Genomic DNA, 17,200 nt, shown 5'->3' with positions numbered 1-17,200 from the left:
CCTCCTCTATCGTTCATTCCGCGCTATGCCTTCTACTGAAGCGGGCGGGACCGCCGCAGCGTTCCATGCACTTAGCGTTACACCCTCCAGAGAGATATCCGCTCCGGCAGTATACGGAACCCGCCGCTCCTCTCCCGGCTGCAGACCGAAATCGTTATCTTCGAGGAAGCAGCTCCATTCTTCCGGGAAGCCGCCGATTGTCACCCTGACAGCCGGAACAGTGCCGGTGTTGCGTATCCTAAAAGCTCCTCCGTCTGCGGTTCGCTCTGCTTCCCATTCCAGCACAGCGGGCGGTAAAGTCAGCAGCGGCGCGGACTTTAGATTGGCATACAGTTCAAACGCACGCTGCGCTTCTTCACCCGGGTATTCGTTGCCGTCCTGAAGATGGCTGCGTTCGAATGCAAGCAGTTCCTCCGGCTTGGACTGGGCGTTAAAGAAATACCATTGATCGGACAGCAGGCTGCCGTTCTCTGCACGGAGCGTCACAGCCGCAATAAAGGGACGGATCTGTTCTTCGGACGGCAGCTCCATAGAGAGGCTGCCAATGTGCAGGGCGGTTCCCGGCTTCAGCCTAAGGCCCATATGGCGGTATGTTTCCATTGCAGTTAATTGGCTGTTATACAAGGTGACTGTGACGGAACATTCCGCTAACCCGGCCAGCGTATCGCTGACCGCGTACAGATCGGCTGCAAACCGCTCACCTGCCTTCCAGCCGTCCGTTTTGGCGAAGGTCAACAAGGCGTTCTCCGGCCGGCAGGACTGTTTGGCCCGGTAATAGGACAGCTTGGGCGACCCGTAGAAATCGACGATCCCCCAGGAATGGCCCGGGAACAGGTCAGTGAATTTGTAATACCAGAAGCCGGTGCACGCTCCGCCGGTCTGCGCCCGCTGCATATCCGCCGTAAAGCGGATGGAATCTCCCTGCGCCGTCTGGGAATACCGGATATAATCGTCCCAGCTCCTGATCGGCCCGTATGCGCCATAGCGCATGACTTTGATGATATCTTTCAGCCCGAACTGGTGAAAATGGGCCTTCCAGCCCCGGCTATCCTCCGTAGGGGGATACGAGGCCAGCTCCTCCTCAGGGATGAAACGTAGGCAGCTGGACCTGTCAGGCATACTGGGTATGCCGAACTCCCCGTAGAATACGGATGGCATCGCCAGCGTCGCCTCAGCCAGCGGTTCCCCGCCGTGATACACATTCCAGTTATGCACACTTCCGCCCCAGGGATCGGTCCGGTGGAACGGTCGGGACGGATCGAAGCCGCGGCAGCGTCTGCCCGTCAGGAACAGTCCTTCATCCGCACCGCCGTGAGGGCCGTTCTCGTTGCCGCCGCCCCACATGACAAGCGAGGGATGATTGCGCAGCCGCTTCACCGCGCCGGTCACCTGGCGGTCGATGACGCCGAGGTCCGTATGCGGCGAATCCGGGGGACCCCAGCAGAGCGGAAACTCCTGATAGACCATAATGCCTTTCTCATCGCACAGCCGGTAGAACATGCCGCCTTCGACAAGTCCTCCGCCCCAGGCCCGCAGCATGCCCAAATGTCCTCTGCGCGCCAGCTCCAGCAGCCGTTCATACAGCTCCCCGCGCTGCTCCAGCAGCGGGTCCGGCCAGCACCAGTTCGCCCCCTTGATAAACATCGGCACCCCGTTAATGACGAACTGCCAGCGGTAGTGCGCTTCGGGCTCGCTTGCAGCGGCCGGAAGCATTTCGATTGTCCGAATGCCGAAGACAGTATAAGCCTCCGATACGGTGCCCGCGCCATCGGCAGCCGGGCTCAACTCCAGCCGGTACAACGCCTGTTCGCCGTAACCCGACGGCCACCAAAGAGACGGACGAGCAAGGCGGACCTCCGTCCGGAGACGGTTTACGCCGTATGAAACCATAACCTCATTCGAGAAGCAGTGCTCACCGCTCTTGCCATCCAGCCCCGGTACGCTGCCGTTTACAGACGGGCTTCCTTGTCTGCGGATGATTCCCTGCACAGTAACCGGAACCGGCTCCGCTTGACTGCTGACCACCGAGTACTCCACGGACAGCACCGCCTCATCCGGGCTTATGGAGACTGTAGACACGAACGGATCGGCTATCTTCAGCTCCGCTTCAGCCCGCACGAGCACCTCTCTCCAGATGCCCATCGAGATCAGGTGACCGTAATGCCAGCCGAAGCCAGGGCTGCCCTTCAGCAGGCCGTTCCAGGACTGCGGCGCCTGATCGACGCGGACCACAACCTCGTTCGGAGCGCCGAACAGGGCCAGCCCGGTAATATCCAGCTCAGGCCCGCCGAACATCCCCTTGTGATGGCCAAGCGATACTCCGTTTACAAACACGGTGGCGGAATAGTCGATGCCTGCAAACGAAAGCGTCAGCCGGAGGCCCTGCCACTCCTTGGGCAGCTCAAACGATCTGGCGAACCACCAGTCCCTTGTCTCGGCGGGCGTACGGCGGAACCATACCGGCGTTTCCGGCGGCTGCCCGTGCTCCTCTAGTTCGTCGAGTATATTAGCATTCCAGAAGGGGTCCTTCATCAGACCCAGCTCAAGCAGCGCTTTCTGTACTGTTACCGGTACCTGAACCTCATGCCAGCCGCTGCGGTCGCAGCCGGGCTTATACCAGCCCTCCTCCATCCCTTCAGCGGCTGTGGCCTTGCGGCCGAACCAGCCGGTATTGGGCGGCGGATCGCCCGGATCGGCGGGGGCACCGCCCTTCATCCGCCATGTCCCCGAAAGCGAGAGAGTCCCGGCTGAAGCTGCTTCACCCGCCGGATATTCATCCGCCCGGCAGGCGGCAACTGATCTTACAGGCATCCGGCTCTCCGCTTCAATCAGCGAATCGCCGTGAAGGGAAGACCGGGCATAGACTTCATCTTGGATTTCATCGAGATATCGAACGCCAGCTATAGGGCGGTAACAGGAAATGTCGGCCATGATCGGCATCCTCTTTTCGTAACGTGATGACTTGATTTGCACTGTGCCGTTGGAAACGTACCGGCTGCTGCTTCGCGATACAGACCGGTCTATAGCACAGTTACCGAGACCTGCGGCTTGAAGCCGTCCGGGGGTTGAATGTCGAGCTCGGTGTCATGCGGAGCGGTCACCTCCAGCCGGAAGACGGATGCTCCGTCCTCCTCCGCGATGCTCCACTCTACATCAATCCGGCCGCCGCCAGGCAGCGGAACTGCACCCTTGGCCCAGCGGAGACCGCCCGGCTGAGGTGAGATCAGTACCCGGCTCCAGCCTGGCGCTGCCGGGCGTACTCCCAGTATCCAGGCTCCCAGGAAATAACCCGGAGCCGCCGACCAGGCATGGCAATGGCTGCGGGTGAGCAGCTTCGGATTCGCCCGGTTCTCCTTGAAATTCGGGTACATCTCCCAGCAGGCCGTCGCCTCATGCTCAATCATCTGCCCGTAGACCCCGCGCATATCGTCCAGCATCAGCTGCACATTGCCGGCCTGAGCAAGCGTCTCATAGTAGAAAAAGGCCATAAACGGACTTCCGATCCCCACAAAATCAGCAGGCGGACCGGACAAATACCGGATAAGCTGTTCCTTCCGCTCACCCTCCGCTGCCCCGCAGAGCAGCGCCATGACCTGAGTCTGCATACTGAACGACACGGACACCGCTGCGTCCGGATAAATGCAGTCCACATAAGCCTGCCGTTCCTCCGACCACAGCTGCCGGTTGACCGCCTCCTTCAACGCTGCTGCCGCCTCCCGGTATCGCCCGCTCTCCCCGGCCGCACCGCCCATCACAGCAAGCTCGGCAGCATCGTGCAGCGTGCGGAGCAGCACTGCATTCTGATGGGTGACGACACCGTCGTTCGGCTGCTCGATCGGTGCCCAGTCCAGCAGATTCCAGGCTTTAATATAGAGCAGCCCTCTGCTGTCAATATGCTCCAGGTAGCGGTCCAGCGTCAGCCTGACCTTGGGCCACATCCCGGCGGCGAACCGGGTGTCCCCGGTATGCCGGGCATATTCCAGACAAGCCGTAACCCAGAAGAACGTCCAGTTCGGGATTACGCTGCTCCAGCCGCTCGGAACCTGGTCGGCATACAGCCCGCCGGTCTGCTGCGCAGAGCCGGGAACGAGCGCAAGGCATCTTTTGACCAGATCGGCCGCATCGAAGAGATAATAGCTCACCAACGCCTCATTCCGGCTGTCTCCGACCCAGAATACCTGCTCATAGGCGGGGCAATCCACGAACGTATCCTCCATGCATACCCGGGTGGTATGGCGGCTGATTTCCCATATATCGTTTAACAAGGCGTCGGAGCAGTGGAAGCGGCCGATGTCCGCTGCTGGGTAGTTGCTCTGGAAAATCCGGCAGCCGTAGAGCTTCACCGGCCCCTCCGCTCGTCGTACCGTTAGCATCACGTAACGGAGCCCGCGCCGCACGGGCGATGTATAGCTTTGCCGCCCCTCACGGCAAATATAACGGAGCGTATTGTCCAGCCCGTAAGTGTCCTGGCGCCATCCTTTGCTGTAATACTCGAAGCCGTAACAATCGATAATGGTACCGGCCGGTGCCTCTACTTCAAAGGTCAGGTAACCGGACCATTCCCGTCCGAAGTCGAGGATCAGCTCGGTATCGGGCGGGAGCCCGGCCTCCTGATGCAGACTTACAGCCTGTGCCTGACCTATGATTGCAGGCACCGGATTGGCGTTACACACATTGTGCATTTGCACAGGTACGGGCCGGGGAACCTCTTCACTTTTCCAGACGCAAGCAGTAAACACGGAGCAGTCCGAGGTGAGAGCGGGCTCCACAGGCCGGATATAATCCGTGTAAGCATCCAGTCCGGACGCATCCGGCAAGAGCCGGATGCCTTCATGGATACCGAGCTCCGGACAAGCTGCGGTATCCCATTCCCTGTCCCCTCCAAACCCGCGGTATTCCTGCAGCGGATGGGAATCCGCCAGGTGATCGATATGGACGCGCAGCCCAAACGGGCCGGCAAGCAGGAAGGGCGACGGCTCGGCATGACCGGTCAGCGGCGAGACCACCTCGAAGGGCTGCCCGCAGTCGATTCCGAAATGTAATCCCCCGCCGTGATCCGTGCCTGCCAACTCAACCGCTGCGAAATTGTCCCCCTGACGGAGAAGCACCCTCTGGTACCGCTCAGGCTGCTCTCCCTCCATATCCCGGACAGAGTAATAACGCCCGTTAACGTTCAAGCCCTGCAGCGGGCCAAAACCATTAGCGAACCCGATTACGGCTTCGCATTCTCTTGCAGCGCGAATCGTAAATACGGCATAGCCTGCGAACGATACCGGATTAGCATGAAGTGCCGCGCCGGGCTCCATCGCCTGCCGGACATCGAGGAAGGCCGTCCAGGCGGCGGGCTTGACCGCCTTCAGCGATTCTACCCGCACCGGCCAGACCACCTGCTCCGTCAGATCAGGAATCCCGGACGGCATGAGCGCCGTCCATGGCCCTTCCCCCGGCCCCGCGATCACCCGTGCCGGTTCCCATGGGCCTCCGGCGGCATCAAGCTCCGCCTCCATAAGAGGGCTGGCCCAGTCCGGGCGCCAGCGGCGTCCGTCCACCCGCTCCGCGAATCCGAGCTGGCAGGACATCCGCGGTGCCCTGCGTTCATAACCGCCGTGGGCCGCCGTCTGCCAGGAAGCGTCCGTCCCGAGCACGAAGCGCCGCACTTCACTCCCGCTGCCGGACTCTGCGGCAGCTTCAACCGTCTCGAGCTGCGCCAGTAAGCCGCCCCGGCCCGGAACATAGGCAAAGGTAGCAGTTCCGAAGCTGATCACGAGCACGGCAATGTTATTCCTGCCGCTATGCAGCAGATGGCCGACCTCATGCATGTGATAGCTGAGCTGCTCCGGCCAGGAGCGCGCAGGTCCCCGGCCGCATAACACGCCGTTAACATACAGCACATACCGGGCATCTGCCGTGATGGATAGCTCTGCACTCCCGCCTTGCCAGGAGGCCAGATCGAACTCCCGCCGGAAGCAGCGCCACTCGTTGCGCGGCCAATCCTCCGCCCCGCCCCAAATCCAGGACGCTGTCCAGTCCGTAGCCGGGCGTTCTTGATGCGGCATCATGTTAACCAACTCCTCTCCAATAAACGGTAAGAGGAAAGCTAAAGCCGGCCGGCTTTAGCTCCCCTAACCTCTATAGTCCTGTTGCCTTTTAACCGATCCCCGGTTTACAGGCCGTGTTCCGTTCTGAGCTTCTTGACCTCCCCGTTATACCATGCGGTGAACTCGTCGGCTCCGCCTTTCTGGAACGCCTTCAGTGCCGCCTGCTTGTTGGCTTCGAACGTTTTGTCATCCTTGCTCAGGATGATCTTGGCGGCTTCGCGGGCGGCGAGCTCCTTCAGCTCGGCCTCCTGCTTCTTCAGCGCATCGGTCAGCGTTACGCCCGGAACCGTGTTGCGCTTGATGATCTCCTCATCGGACATTTCGTTCATCCAGGTGGTGAACGTATCCAGCTTGCCTTCATCGATCAGCTTCTTGAACACCTCGCCCGAATAGGAAGCACCGAAGTGCTGGGCGAAATCCTTCTCCAACGGAGTAGCCGCCTTCGCCAGCGCTTCCTCCGAGGTGAACAGGTCCACCGGCATCTGATCGTTCGGGTTGATCATATCGCCGCCAAGGCCGATAATGTTGCGGTCGAGCGACAGGCCAGTCGCTTCATACGGAGCCCCGCCGGCGGCTTTCAGCGCAAGCGTCTCATCGCTCAGCACCGGCTTGCCGTCCACCATGCTCCAGTGCGTGCCTTCAACGCCGTTATACATCGTTCTTGCGCCTTCGTAAGAGAAAATGTAGTTCAGGAATTCCATCGCTTTGTCGGGATTCTTGGAGCTCTTGGAAATAGAGTAAGCCTTATCCTGCCAGCCGAGCGGATTCACAGCCCCGGTCCAGGCCAGCTTCCCGGCGGGTACTACAATATAGCCTTTGCCGTCTGTAGCATGCTGGGCGTTGAAGTCGCCCATCGCCCAGGTCGCGGGTCCGACCACGATCTGGCCGGCTGTCGCTTTAGCCATGTAGTCATTATTCTTCATCGTCAGAGAATCGGGATCGAGCAGTCCCCGGCGGTTCGCCTTGTTGTAGAAGTCCATCGCCGTCCAGAAGTTGGACGATTCATCTGTCAGCGTGCTGATGAATTCGCTGCCGCCAACCGGCGCTGCCGTCAGGTCGCTGGTGGACCCGCTCAGCTTGTTGAAGATGATCGGCGGAATCAGGTAAGGCCACAGCCCCCAATCCTGCCACATGGAGACGCCGTATACCTTTTTGCCGTCCTCGGTTTGCGGGTGCTTCTGCACGATTTGCTCCACTACATCCAGCAGATCATCCATCGTGTTGATGGCAGGAGCGCCGATTTCCTTATACCAGTCCCAGCGGATCGTAGGGCCGATCGTGATTGGGGCAATGGAAGTTCCGGGCTTGGACTGAACCTGAGGCGGCAGGAAGTACAGCTTGCCTGTGCCGTTGCTCCAGTTCTTTTTGCTGTATTCCACTACAGTTCCGACATTCGCGCTGATGTCCTTGCCGTGCTCAGCCAGCATATCGTCCAGCGGCACGATCAGCTCGCCCTCGATCAGCTGCTTCTGGAACTTGTTCACATCGGTCCGGACGATGTCAGGCAGATCGCCGCCGGCCAGCAGAACGTTGAACTTGTTCTCGTCAGCCTCCACGTATTCAATTTTGACGCCGAGCTTGTCGGCAATCGCCTTAGCGACCACGCTGTCCTGATGGGTATTCCATTTGGAGCCGGTTTCCATAATCAGCACACGCAGGGTAACCTGCTCTTTGGCGCTCCCGGAATCAGTAGCCTCTGCACCGGCCGAGTTCGTTCCCCCGGCAGGCGGGCTGCTTGCGGCATTCCCTCCGGTATTGTTTCCGTTCGAGCAGGCGGACAGCGCCAGGGATGCAGTCATGAGCGAAGCAAGGAGCAGTTGGAGCGTTCTTTTTTGTCTCATTCGGATAACCCTCCTGTGTAATGGTCTATAATTATCGGCGGTCGCCGGATAATCCCTTGTTGTATTCTTCCAGCCCGCCTCAGCCTTTAACCGCACCCATCATGATCCCTTTGACAAAATACCGCTGCAGCATCGGATACACCAGCACGATCGGAAGCGTTACGATCATCGTAATCGTCATCCGGATCGACTGCGGCGTCAGTGTCCGCACGAGATCGCCCCGGGTGAGCTGATCAGTCGTCATGTTGGACAGGTTGCTCGACTGGTTGAGGAAGTTGTACAGCACCAGCTGCAACGTCTGCAGCTTCGGATTCTCGACCAGAAAAAAGTTGTCGAACCAAGTATTCCACTGGGCCACCGCCGCAAATACGGCAATGGTAGCAATAATCGGCATCGACAGCGGAAAGATGATGCTGGTGTAGACTTTGAAGTAACCGGCGCCGTCGATTTTGGCCGATTCCTCCAGCGAAGCCGGCAGCTGCTCGATGAACGTTTTGATCAGGATAATGTTAAAGCCCGAAATGGCGCTCGGTATGATATACAGCAGAAAGTTGTTTTGCAGCCCGTACGTCTTCATCGTCAGATACCAGGGAATGAAGCCGGCGTTGAAATACATCGTGATCAGCACGAACCGGTAGATCATCTTGCGCAGCGGCATTTCGTCCTTGGTAATGAGATAGGCGAAGAATGAGCAGCTGAAGACGGTAATGAGCGTACCAAGCACCGTCCGGGCGACGGTCACGATCGCCGCATCAGAGATGCCAGGGAGCTTGACCGTTGCTTTGTAGGCTTCCAGCGAGAATCCGGCAGGCCAGATGAGCACGCCCTTCTGGGCTTCGATCGGATCGCTGACCGAGTAGATGAAGATGTAGTAGAACGGGTAGATCGTCACGATGACCAGCAGGGTCAGAAAAAGATAGTTGCATACAGTGAAGGCGGCATCCTTCCAGTCCATCCGTCTGCGCCGCCGGTAGACTTGCGTTTCTTCATAGGTGCTCATGGGGTGTTGCTCCTTTCCTCGTCATACGATGCCTTGACCGCGGAATTTCTTCGACAGGAAATTCACGGTGAAGAGCAGAATCACGCTGATGGCGGTCTTGAAGATCCCTACGGCTGTTGAGTAGGAGTAGTCGCCCGTCACCAGCCCGAGCCGGTACACATACAGGTCCAGCACCTCGATGCGGTCGGCAATCATGACGTTGCTGAAGATCAGATATTGCTCAAAGCCGGCGGACAGCAGATTGCTGACGGACAGCAGCAGCAGCACGATGAAGGTAGGCATAATGCTCGGCAGCGTGATATGCCAGATTGTGCGGAAGCGCCCGGCTCCGTCCACCTTGGCCGCATCGTACTGCTCGCTGTCGATGCCGACGATGGCGGCCAGGTAGATGATTGCGCTCCAGCCGACCCCTTTCCAGAGCAGCATCATTGTCTGCACCGTCCATACCCGTTCGTAGTTGCCCAGTACGTCCACCGGCGGACTGCCGATGCCTGTCTTCGTCATAATCGAGTTAACGGCGCCCTCCGTGCTGAACATACTGAACGCGAGTGAGAATACGATAATCCAGCTTATATAGTGGGGAAGCGTCGACACGGTCTGGACGAGCCGCTTGAACCAGCCGGAGCGCACCTCCGAGATCAGAATGGCCAGCAGCATCGGAATCGGCGCGGTTGCGATGGACAGCAGGCTTAAGGCCAGCGTGTTCACCAGCACCGGTCCCATCCGCGGATCGGTCAGCATCGAGCGGAAATTCTCCAGTCCCAGGAAAGCGGAATGGCTCAGCGGAATGCCCGGCTTGTAATCAAAGAAGGCGTAAATCCAGCCGAACAGCGGCACGTAACTGAACGCGAAGGTGAACAGCACGAACGGCAGGGCCAGCAGCAGCAGTGTAATACCGTCTTTGCGCAGCAGTCTGACGCGCTTTTTGGCCTTGACGGGCTTTGATTTTGCGGTGTAGGTGTACTCCATGGCGGTTCTCCTTTTCCTTGTTCTGTCTCTTTTCTTATTTCCATGATAGCGCTTTCTATCAGAGGCTTGAATGAAAGATCTTCCGTTCCTCTTGAAAAAAAGCGGCCCGCTCCCGCCCCGGCTTGAACGATTTTGCGAATGCCTTGAACAAAAAAGCTTCCAAGCGTTACGCCGGATCAGCGGCTTGCTTGAAAGCTTGTATATAGCTATGTTAGTCCCCCTGACTACCCCTCACTGGCAGGCTGACCCGCACCTCGGCCCCGTGCTCCCTAGGTACGAAACGGACGCCGTAATCCGGGCCGTAATACAGATGAATCCGCTTGTTCACATTGTTCAGGCCGATGCCGCTGCCCCCGCCGCCCGGCTTAGGCGACTCGCCTCCGGCGAGCTTGCCGTTCAGCTCCCGCACCTTTTCTACGTCCAGCCCGGTTCCGGAGTCCGTTACAATCAGCTGAAGCGTCTCCCCGGCAAGCTCGGCCCCGATCCCGATCCGGATGGCGAACTCTTCATTCTGGCGGCCCGAAGCGATCGAGTTCTCCACGAGCGGCTGCAGAATAAAGCGGGGCACCAGACAGTCCATCAGCGCCTCGTCCACCTCGACTTCAAAGGCAATGCTGTTGTTAAAGCGCATGTTGATGATTTTCATGTAATTGTCCAGATAGGACAGCTCGTCGCGCAGCGTGCACATGGAATCCTTGCTGGAGAAGACGGGACGCAGAATATTGCCCAGCGCCACAATCGTTTGGACGATGTTGTCAGCCTTGACGATAACGGCCATCCAGCGGATCATGTTCAGCGTGTTGTACAGAAAATGAGGATTAATCTGATACTGAAGCGCTTCGATCTCCAGCTCTCTTTTTTTCTCCTGAATCTCGTTGTTCTTGTCTACCAGCTCTACCATACTCAGCGACATCTCGTTGAACCGGCGGATAACCGTACCCAGCTCATTATTTGGAATATGGTCCAGCGTCACGCCAAGCTCGCCGCGGCTCATATCCTTCATCTTGAGCGAGAGCAGATGCAGCGGCTTGATAATCCGGCGCAGCCAGAAGTAGGAGACGATGAAGATGACCAGCACGCTGAGTATGAAGACAATCACCAGCATCCGCTGCACGCCGTAGATTTGCTCAGAGTATTGGCTCAACGGAATTTCCTTCAGCAGATACCAGCCGCCGTTCGTAAGCTTGTAATACACCACCTGGACGCTGCGCCCGGCCGAATGGCCGTCGAAGCTGCCGTACTGGACGCCTTCCTCCTCACCCGGCACAAAAGAGCTCTTCGTCCCGATCCGTTCAGGCACGCTGGAGGAGACGATCCGCCCGCTGCCGTTAACGATGTACATATCCCCTTCGGCCTTATTGAGTGCAGTCGCATAGATGGAGACCAGATACCGCTCGTCGATGTTGAAGATCAGGGTGGCGCTGGTCGTCGGGTCGTAGATGGCGCGCGTGCCGCGCATCAGGCTGATCAGATGCCCGTCGTCCGGTCCGGTCAGATAGGGGTTATAGAACGATTTTTGAATGCCGGCTTCGATAATCAGCTTCGGGTACATTTCCAGCGTCCGGCGGAAGGGCTCTGACGAGAAAAAGCTCTGCTGCCACTCCTCCTTGGAATAGACAAGCGTCCGGGTTGCGCTCCCGCCGACGACGCCGAGATTGTCCGCCGTAATATACACGGAATCAATGTAGCTGTAATTATCGATGAAATCCGCGATGAGGCGCTGGACGTCGTTTTTCGATTCCAGAAATTCAATCTCGGTTTTTTCGGATATTTTATACAGAAACCGCTGGATGTTATCGTCCCTTAAGAACAGCAGCGACAGCCGGTCCACCTCGCTCACCAGCCCCGTAATATTGTGGTCAAGCTGCTGGAACTGCTGGTAGAGGAGACGTTCGTTCTGGTCCTTGACCATGCGCTGCATATAAGAAAAAATAAAATAAGAAGCCCCGGCCAGCACGGCGAGGCTGATCACCATAATATACAGGATAAGCTGCGTCCGGAGCGACCGGGAGGCGAACATCGACCTGGCGAGGGACTTCATGCTCTCCTCTTCGGCCCGGACAGAAGCTGTCTGCGGTATTCATTCGGGCCTAGGCCCGTGATTTTCTTGAACACCTTGCTGAAGTACGTATATTCAGGGGAAAAACCGACCTGGACGGCGACATCGGATGATTTCAACTGGCTCTCAGCCAGCAGCTCCTTCGCCCGCTCGATCCGGTAGCGGTTCAAATAGTCGATATAGGAAATCTGCAGCTCTTTGCGGAACAGATTGCTTAAGTAGCTGAAGCTCAGGCCGACATGGTCGGCAACGTTTTGCAGGCTGATATTTTCCGTGTAGTGGCGTTTGATGTACTGGATGGCCCGCGTAATTTCATCGCTCATCTGTAAGCGGTTACTAATATATTCGGCCAGCGTCTCAATATAAGCATTCACCTCGTCCAGCATATCGGGCAGCGTATCGCAGTCCTCCAGATTCTCGGTGATGCTGATCAGCAGGGTTCGTTCGTTGTGGCTGTCATCGTACAGATTGGTGCTGATCCACTGGACGAACTGGAACAGCATCATTTCCAGCGTCTTCCGCTCTCCTTCAACCTCCCGCTCGAACACATCCAGATAGGCATCATATTCCTTCTGCTTCAAGGGGGAGAGCAGCTCGCGGATGGAGGCGTTCTTCCGCAGGAGCGCAAGCCGGGTCCGCACGCCCGACGAGTCGGGCCTCCGGGTGCCGCGGTGATGCAGTCCCGGTCCAGAGATGAATTTGCACTCCAGCGCGTGCTGCGCCTCGGCGTACAGCTTCGGCAGCGCATCGTAACCGCCGCGGATGCCGCTGATGCCAAACGATACCGAGCTGTTGAAATACAGGGAGATCATCTCCTGGATCTGACCGAGGATGGTCCCGATCTCCTTGACGATCGCCTGCTCGGACAGCATGTCGGCAAAAGGCATGACGAGCGCATAATGCCGGTCGTTGATCTGAAACGCTTCCCCTCTGCGGTGGGCGGACAGGATTTCGCCCAGCATATTGAGCAGCGACATCTTCACCAGATGGCCGTGCTCGTCGCGGAACCGCTCCTTAAGCAGCGCATAGCGGTCCACCTCCATCACGCAGACCGCGAGCCGCACCGGGGACAATCTCAGCCCGCTTTGCTCGGCGAAGCGGCCGAATTCCTGCGCCGAGAAGATCCGGTAGAACAGGAAATCCTTGAACATCTTCTCCTTCACCAGCTCCAGGCTGGATAGGGATACGCCGGGCTCCTCCCGTCCGCCGCTCCGGTCCTCCTGGCGGTCCAGCTCCTCCCTGACCCGCCGCAGCACATCCTCGATCTCCTGCTCGGTCATCGTCAGCTTCAGAATATAGCTGGAGACGTCAAGAGCCAGCGCCTTACGCGCCAGCTCAAATTCTTCCAGACAGGACAGCACAACAACCCGTGTATCCTTGTCGGTCTTGCGGATATTGGCAATAAGCTCCATGCCGTCCATCTTGGGCATACAAATATCGGTAATGACCACATCGGGCTTCTCGCGCTCGTAGTAATCCCAAGCAGCCTGGCCATCCGGAAAATCGGCAGTTACTTCCAAATCGAATTTGCTCCATTCGACCGAATTCTTAAGCCCGATCCGAACGAGCATTTCGTCCTCGACGATCATCACCTTATACATGCCTCAGACCCCCTCTAGTATGAGTACCCAGTCATTTCCTCTTCCGCTGTTCGGGGCAGCAAAGCGTTGTATACCTTCGTTCGGCACCCGTTCCCCGGGGATCATCAACCCTTCCCTGGGAGAGTACCAGGAGGCCACGGCTTCCTTGCCCTCAATATAACCCATGGCGGCATCGACATACAAGCCGTTCGGACAATAAATGAAAGCGGTTGTAGAAGTTTGTGCAGCGGTCATAAAGTTGGCGCCGCCAAAGTTAGCGGCAATCAGCTTTTGGTTCGGTGCAAGGCCGTCTCCTAGATAAGGCTCCAGCAGCTTGCGGAGATGCCGCATCTGTTCCGCACCCGGACGGCGGAGCGCCTCACGCCAGGACATGATGAAAAAAGTGCCGGGCTCCGTGAACCCTGAGGGGTCGTGCCTGCCTTCGCACATCGACCATACCGAATGGTGGCCGTAGGTGTGGCCAAACGCGCCGGATAACATCGCATAATAGGCAGCCCGGCGGACGTCGGCTGCGTCGAAATAGCCGTTCTTTTCATTAAAACTGACCGGAATATCTTCATAGCAGGGCTCGGCATCCACTGTCGGCTTGACGGGCTCCCTGGCGTAGTCGCTCTGCACTCTGACGTAATTAGTGATCTCCCGTTCCCCGTGCCCTGACTGGATCATATTGAAGTCCAGCCATTCCTCATCATGCAGATGGTGCGACGAGGATTCCGCCCCTTTGGGGTGGAAGGTCATGAGCTGCTCGGCTCCGCCTTCCTTCAGCCCTCTGGCCATCCCGTTCACCACGTTGAAATGCAGGCTTGTGGTCAGCGTCCGGTCCCCGCCCAGCACCCAAATCACGTTGGCCCGGGTCTTGTACCTGCCCCCAAGCCATCTGCCGTAAGCGGCCGCGTTATCCGCCGTGAAAATTTCCGGCCCCTTGCCGCCGATCCGGTTGAACTTATCGCCCCAGGTAGGCAGAAGGGCGATATACAGTCCTAACCGCTCTGCGGTGTCGAGGATGTAATCCACGTGATCCCAGTAGGAATACGGGCCGTCCAGATCAGGACGCTGCGGATCGGGCAGATCTTCGTCATTCATCCCGAGCGGCAGCCGCCCGTAGGCATTGCCGGTTGTGACTCCAGCGAATTCGGCGAGCAGCACTGCCTGTATGACTGTGAACCCCTGCTCAGCGCGGGTGCGCAAATACAGCCCGGCATCCTCGCGGCTCAGCCGGTGGAACAGCTCCCAGGCGGTGTCCCCGAGCCAGAAGAACGGAGCGCCGTCCGCCGTCTCCAGGTAGCGGCGGTTCCCGGAGACCCGCAGCGGCTTCAGTCCGTTTACGCCGCTGCCGGGCTCCGTGCGCGTTAGCGAAGCATTTTTTAAATCAGACTCAGACTCGTTGCTTAAGTTCGTGTGTTCCATCCCTTTGTCACGCCCCTTGTATGATCTACAGCATTGAATACACCCAGTACCTGAACTCGTTCCAGACTCTGGCTTCGCCTTCCTGGACGAATTCCAGCCGGATGCGCAGATGCCGTTTGCCTGCCGTATACTTCTCCGGGATATCGAATTCATCCTCCAGCCAGCGTTTGTACGGATTGCGGTCCGGGTAATACCAGCTTCGTTCTTCGACCTTCACGCCGTCCACCAAGACGTCCGCCTTCTGCCTGCCGGTCATCTGATCGCTCCTGCGCCGCAGCCTGACGCCGCGGTTGTCTTCGTGCACAGTCACGGTGAATTCGCTGGCGCCTTCCGTTTCGTGCCCGGTGTCGGCGATGACGACATCGTCCTGGTCACCTTCATAGTAGCTTTCAAGCGTGTAGTAGCCCCGGCTGCCTTCGCTCCGGTACTCATGTGCGCCCTCCGATGCTTTGCTGCCGATGTCGAGCTCATCCGTCAGCACCATCCCTGGTTCATCCACGCCATAATACAGCAGCGCTCCCGAATGCTCCAGATACTGGTTGTTAAACTCCCCGGCTTCAATCCCGAAGACAAGCTCTGTCTGGAACGGATACCAGTCCCCGCTGCACAGCCGGACCATGGACCAGGGATTGTCGGGCAAGCCGTCATAGGCGCTTGCAGGATTGCTCTCAGGCGGCGTCGGGAAGCCCCAGCCGTAGCAGACCCAGCTCTCGGACCCGTCACTCTCCACCTGCGGGGTGGCGATGCCGTCAATATGCACCCGCACATCGCCCTCGCAGCTGATGGTCCCTGGTCTCCGCGTGTATCCGGTCACATGGCCCGCCACCAGATGCCCTCTCCCCGTAAGCCGGCCGATGATGCTGTCCGTGCCCGGAGACGCCTTCCGGCTGTAATACTCCGAAGAGCGGAAGTAACCGGTCTGGCTGCGCTGATAGAGCGGATTCCGCTCCTGCGTGACCCGGATTTCCCACTCTTTGAATGTGATTGTATGCTTCCCTTTGTTCACCAGTTCGATCACGGCGCTCTCCCAATAAGGCATGGCAAAATAGTTATATCCGCGCCCGTCCCCGGTAATCCCGTGGGACAGAACGCCAACCGGGTTCAGCCCCAGCTCATTGCCGAACAAAATGCCCACCGGACAATCGATATCCGGGCGTTCATGTCTGTCCCAGGTCGCTCTTATCCAGATATCGCCCAGCAATTCCGGGGTCCAGGACTCCGTAATGGCCTGAATGGAAGCAACGCTGCCCTGTGCCGTTTCGTTCAGTACAATTGCCGCTGCGCCAGGTTCGAGCACAAGCCCCTGGTGCAGCCGGGATTCACTGCCGGCGTCCGGCTTTGGATCTTGTCCGGCCGTGCTCCACATGGCGGTCAGCCGGCTGTAGTCTTCTTTTCCCGTGAAGGTTACGATGTCTTCCGCCGAGCTGTAGGTGTGATAGACGACATGACCCCAGCCCCCGTCACCCTTCCCCGCCCCCTTCAGCCGGATATCCGAGGTAATTCTGCATGCCCCGGCAAACGGCATCGGCACGAAGCTGCGCACAACCCGGATCGGTCCCCGCCCTCCGTCCTCCGGTCCCAGGTAGGCGTCTGCCAGCGGCTTCAGGAACGGCGCTCTGCTGCCGAACTCTGACGGCTTGATTACGAATCGCGGCTCCCGCTCATGATCGAAGTAGAAACGGAACGTCGGCTCCGGGCTGTCAGGATATCTGTGCTGCACCAAATTGTAAATGCACCCCGGGCCGTCACAGTCAAAAATAACCCACTCCTCCCCTTCCCGGTACAGCCACCAATCCCAGTCGGCATTAAAGCCCTGCTTGTCGATGCTTCCCTCATAATGCACCTGCACGCCGTCCCGCAGCAGCGGCAGGAGATCAAAACGCTCCATATTGGCGATGCCTCTAAGTGAACCGGCTTGTTCCATGCTCATGCGATAACCTCCGTCTGAATAATGCTCTTAGTGGCTTAACCCGGCGTAGGTGCCGGGCTGCTGTGCTTTCATCTTAGCGCGCGCACTTTGCCATCCGCCACCGGAGATTTCCTAAAAAACTTCAAGTTTTCCGCCTTTCTGTTCAACCTGGAGGTGTGCTTTTTTTAGGTGCTATTGAATTTACCGCACAGACTCTATTCGCGGAATAATGTAACATAACTTAGGAGAGCTACTGCCTGGATTGTCTCATAGTGTACATTTGGGTTGCCGCAAGCTGACTGGAAAGGAGACCTTG

9 protein-coding genes are annotated in these 17,200 nt (G+C 58.2%); all 9 read right to left on the bottom strand.

The genetic code is table 11. The features are described 5' to 3' along the window. Positions 1–6: 6 nt before the first annotated feature. The 9 genes from NSS83_RS24580 to NSS83_RS24540 all read right to left on the bottom strand — a co-directional run bounded on the left by NSS83_RS24580 (position 7) and on the right by NSS83_RS24540 (position 16,905). Positions 7–2,931, bottom strand: coding sequence for a sugar-binding domain-containing protein (locus NSS83_RS24580; protein ID WP_341346711.1), 2,925 nt, complete (start codon positions 2,929–2,931; stop codon positions 7–9). A gap of 89 nt (positions 2,932–3,020) precedes the next feature. Further along, positions 3,021–6,059 (bottom strand): family 78 glycoside hydrolase catalytic domain, encoded by a 3,039-nt coding sequence (locus NSS83_RS24575; RefSeq protein WP_341346710.1) that lies wholly within the window; start codon positions 6,057–6,059, stop codon positions 3,021–3,023. 104 nt (positions 6,060–6,163) lie between these two features. After that, positions 6,164–7,939 carry an extracellular solute-binding protein gene (locus NSS83_RS24570; protein ID WP_341346709.1) on the bottom strand — a complete coding sequence of 592 codons (1,776 nt, stop codon included), beginning with the start codon at positions 7,937–7,939 and terminating at the stop codon, positions 6,164–6,166. A gap of 79 nt (positions 7,940–8,018) precedes the next feature. Continuing rightward, complete coding sequence (locus tag NSS83_RS24565; protein ID WP_341346708.1) at positions 8,019–8,939, bottom strand: carbohydrate ABC transporter permease; 921 nt, start codon at positions 8,937–8,939, stop codon at positions 8,019–8,021. Between the two features lie 21 nt (positions 8,940–8,960). Next, the gene (locus NSS83_RS24560; protein WP_341346707.1) at positions 8,961–9,908 is read right to left on the bottom strand and encodes an ABC transporter permease subunit; all 948 of its coding nucleotides are present in this window, start codon (positions 9,906–9,908) and stop codon (positions 8,961–8,963) included. A 211-nt stretch (positions 9,909–10,119) separates the two neighbouring features. After that, positions 10,120–11,949: a histidine kinase gene (locus NSS83_RS24555; RefSeq protein WP_341346706.1), complete on the bottom strand. Its 1,830-nt coding sequence runs from the start codon at positions 11,947–11,949 to the stop codon at positions 10,120–10,122. Next, the gene (locus tag NSS83_RS24550) at positions 11,946–13,568 is read right to left on the bottom strand and encodes a response regulator (protein ID WP_341346705.1); all 1,623 of its coding nucleotides are present in this window, start codon (positions 13,566–13,568) and stop codon (positions 11,946–11,948) included. Before NSS83_RS24550 ends, NSS83_RS24555 begins: the two co-directional genes overlap by 4 nt. A gap of 3 nt (positions 13,569–13,571) precedes the next feature. After that, positions 13,572–14,975, bottom strand: a complete 1,404-nt coding sequence (locus tag NSS83_RS24545) for a glycoside hydrolase family 140 protein (protein WP_341346704.1) — start codon at positions 14,973–14,975, stop codon at positions 13,572–13,574. A 25-nt stretch (positions 14,976–15,000) separates the two neighbouring features. Continuing rightward, entirely contained in the window at positions 15,001–16,905 is a 1,905-nt protein-coding gene (locus NSS83_RS24540; protein ID WP_341346703.1) for a DUF2961 domain-containing protein, read from the bottom strand. Between the last annotated feature and the right edge of the window lie 295 nt (positions 16,906–17,200).

The sequence above is a fragment of the Paenibacillus sp. FSL H3-0469 genome (genome assembly GCF_038051945.1).
Taxonomy (GTDB): domain Bacteria; phylum Bacillota; class Bacilli; order Paenibacillales; family Paenibacillaceae; genus Paenibacillus_AQ.
The sequence above is the reverse complement of the archived record's forward strand: the minus strand, read 5'-3'. Positions and strand labels throughout refer to the sequence as shown.

Coding starts and splice junctions, on each gene's coding strand:
- NSS83_RS24545 (WP_341346704.1), bottom strand. CDS start 14,975: ATGGAACACACGAACTTAAGCAACGAGTCTGAGTCTGATTTAAAAAAT.
- NSS83_RS24565 (WP_341346708.1), bottom strand. CDS start 8,939: ATGAGCACCTATGAAGAAACGCAAGTCTACCGGCGGCGCAGACGGATG.
- NSS83_RS24560 (WP_341346707.1), bottom strand. CDS start 9,908: ATGGAGTACACCTACACCGCAAAATCAAAGCCCGTCAAGGCCAAAAAG.
- NSS83_RS24555 (WP_341346706.1), bottom strand. CDS start 11,949: ATGAAGTCCCTCGCCAGGTCGATGTTCGCCTCCCGGTCGCTCCGGACG.
- NSS83_RS24575 (WP_341346710.1), bottom strand. CDS start 6,059: ATGATGCCGCATCAAGAACGCCCGGCTACGGACTGGACAGCGTCCTGG.
- NSS83_RS24540 (WP_341346703.1), bottom strand. CDS start 16,905: ATGAGCATGGAACAAGCCGGTTCACTTAGAGGCATCGCCAATATGGAG.
- NSS83_RS24550 (WP_341346705.1), bottom strand. CDS start 13,568: ATGTATAAGGTGATGATCGTCGAGGACGAAATGCTCGTTCGGATCGGG.
- NSS83_RS24570 (WP_341346709.1), bottom strand. CDS start 7,939: ATGAGACAAAAAAGAACGCTCCAACTGCTCCTTGCTTCGCTCATGACT.
- NSS83_RS24580 (WP_341346711.1), bottom strand. CDS start 2,931: ATGGCCGACATTTCCTGTTACCGCCCTATAGCTGGCGTTCGATATCTC.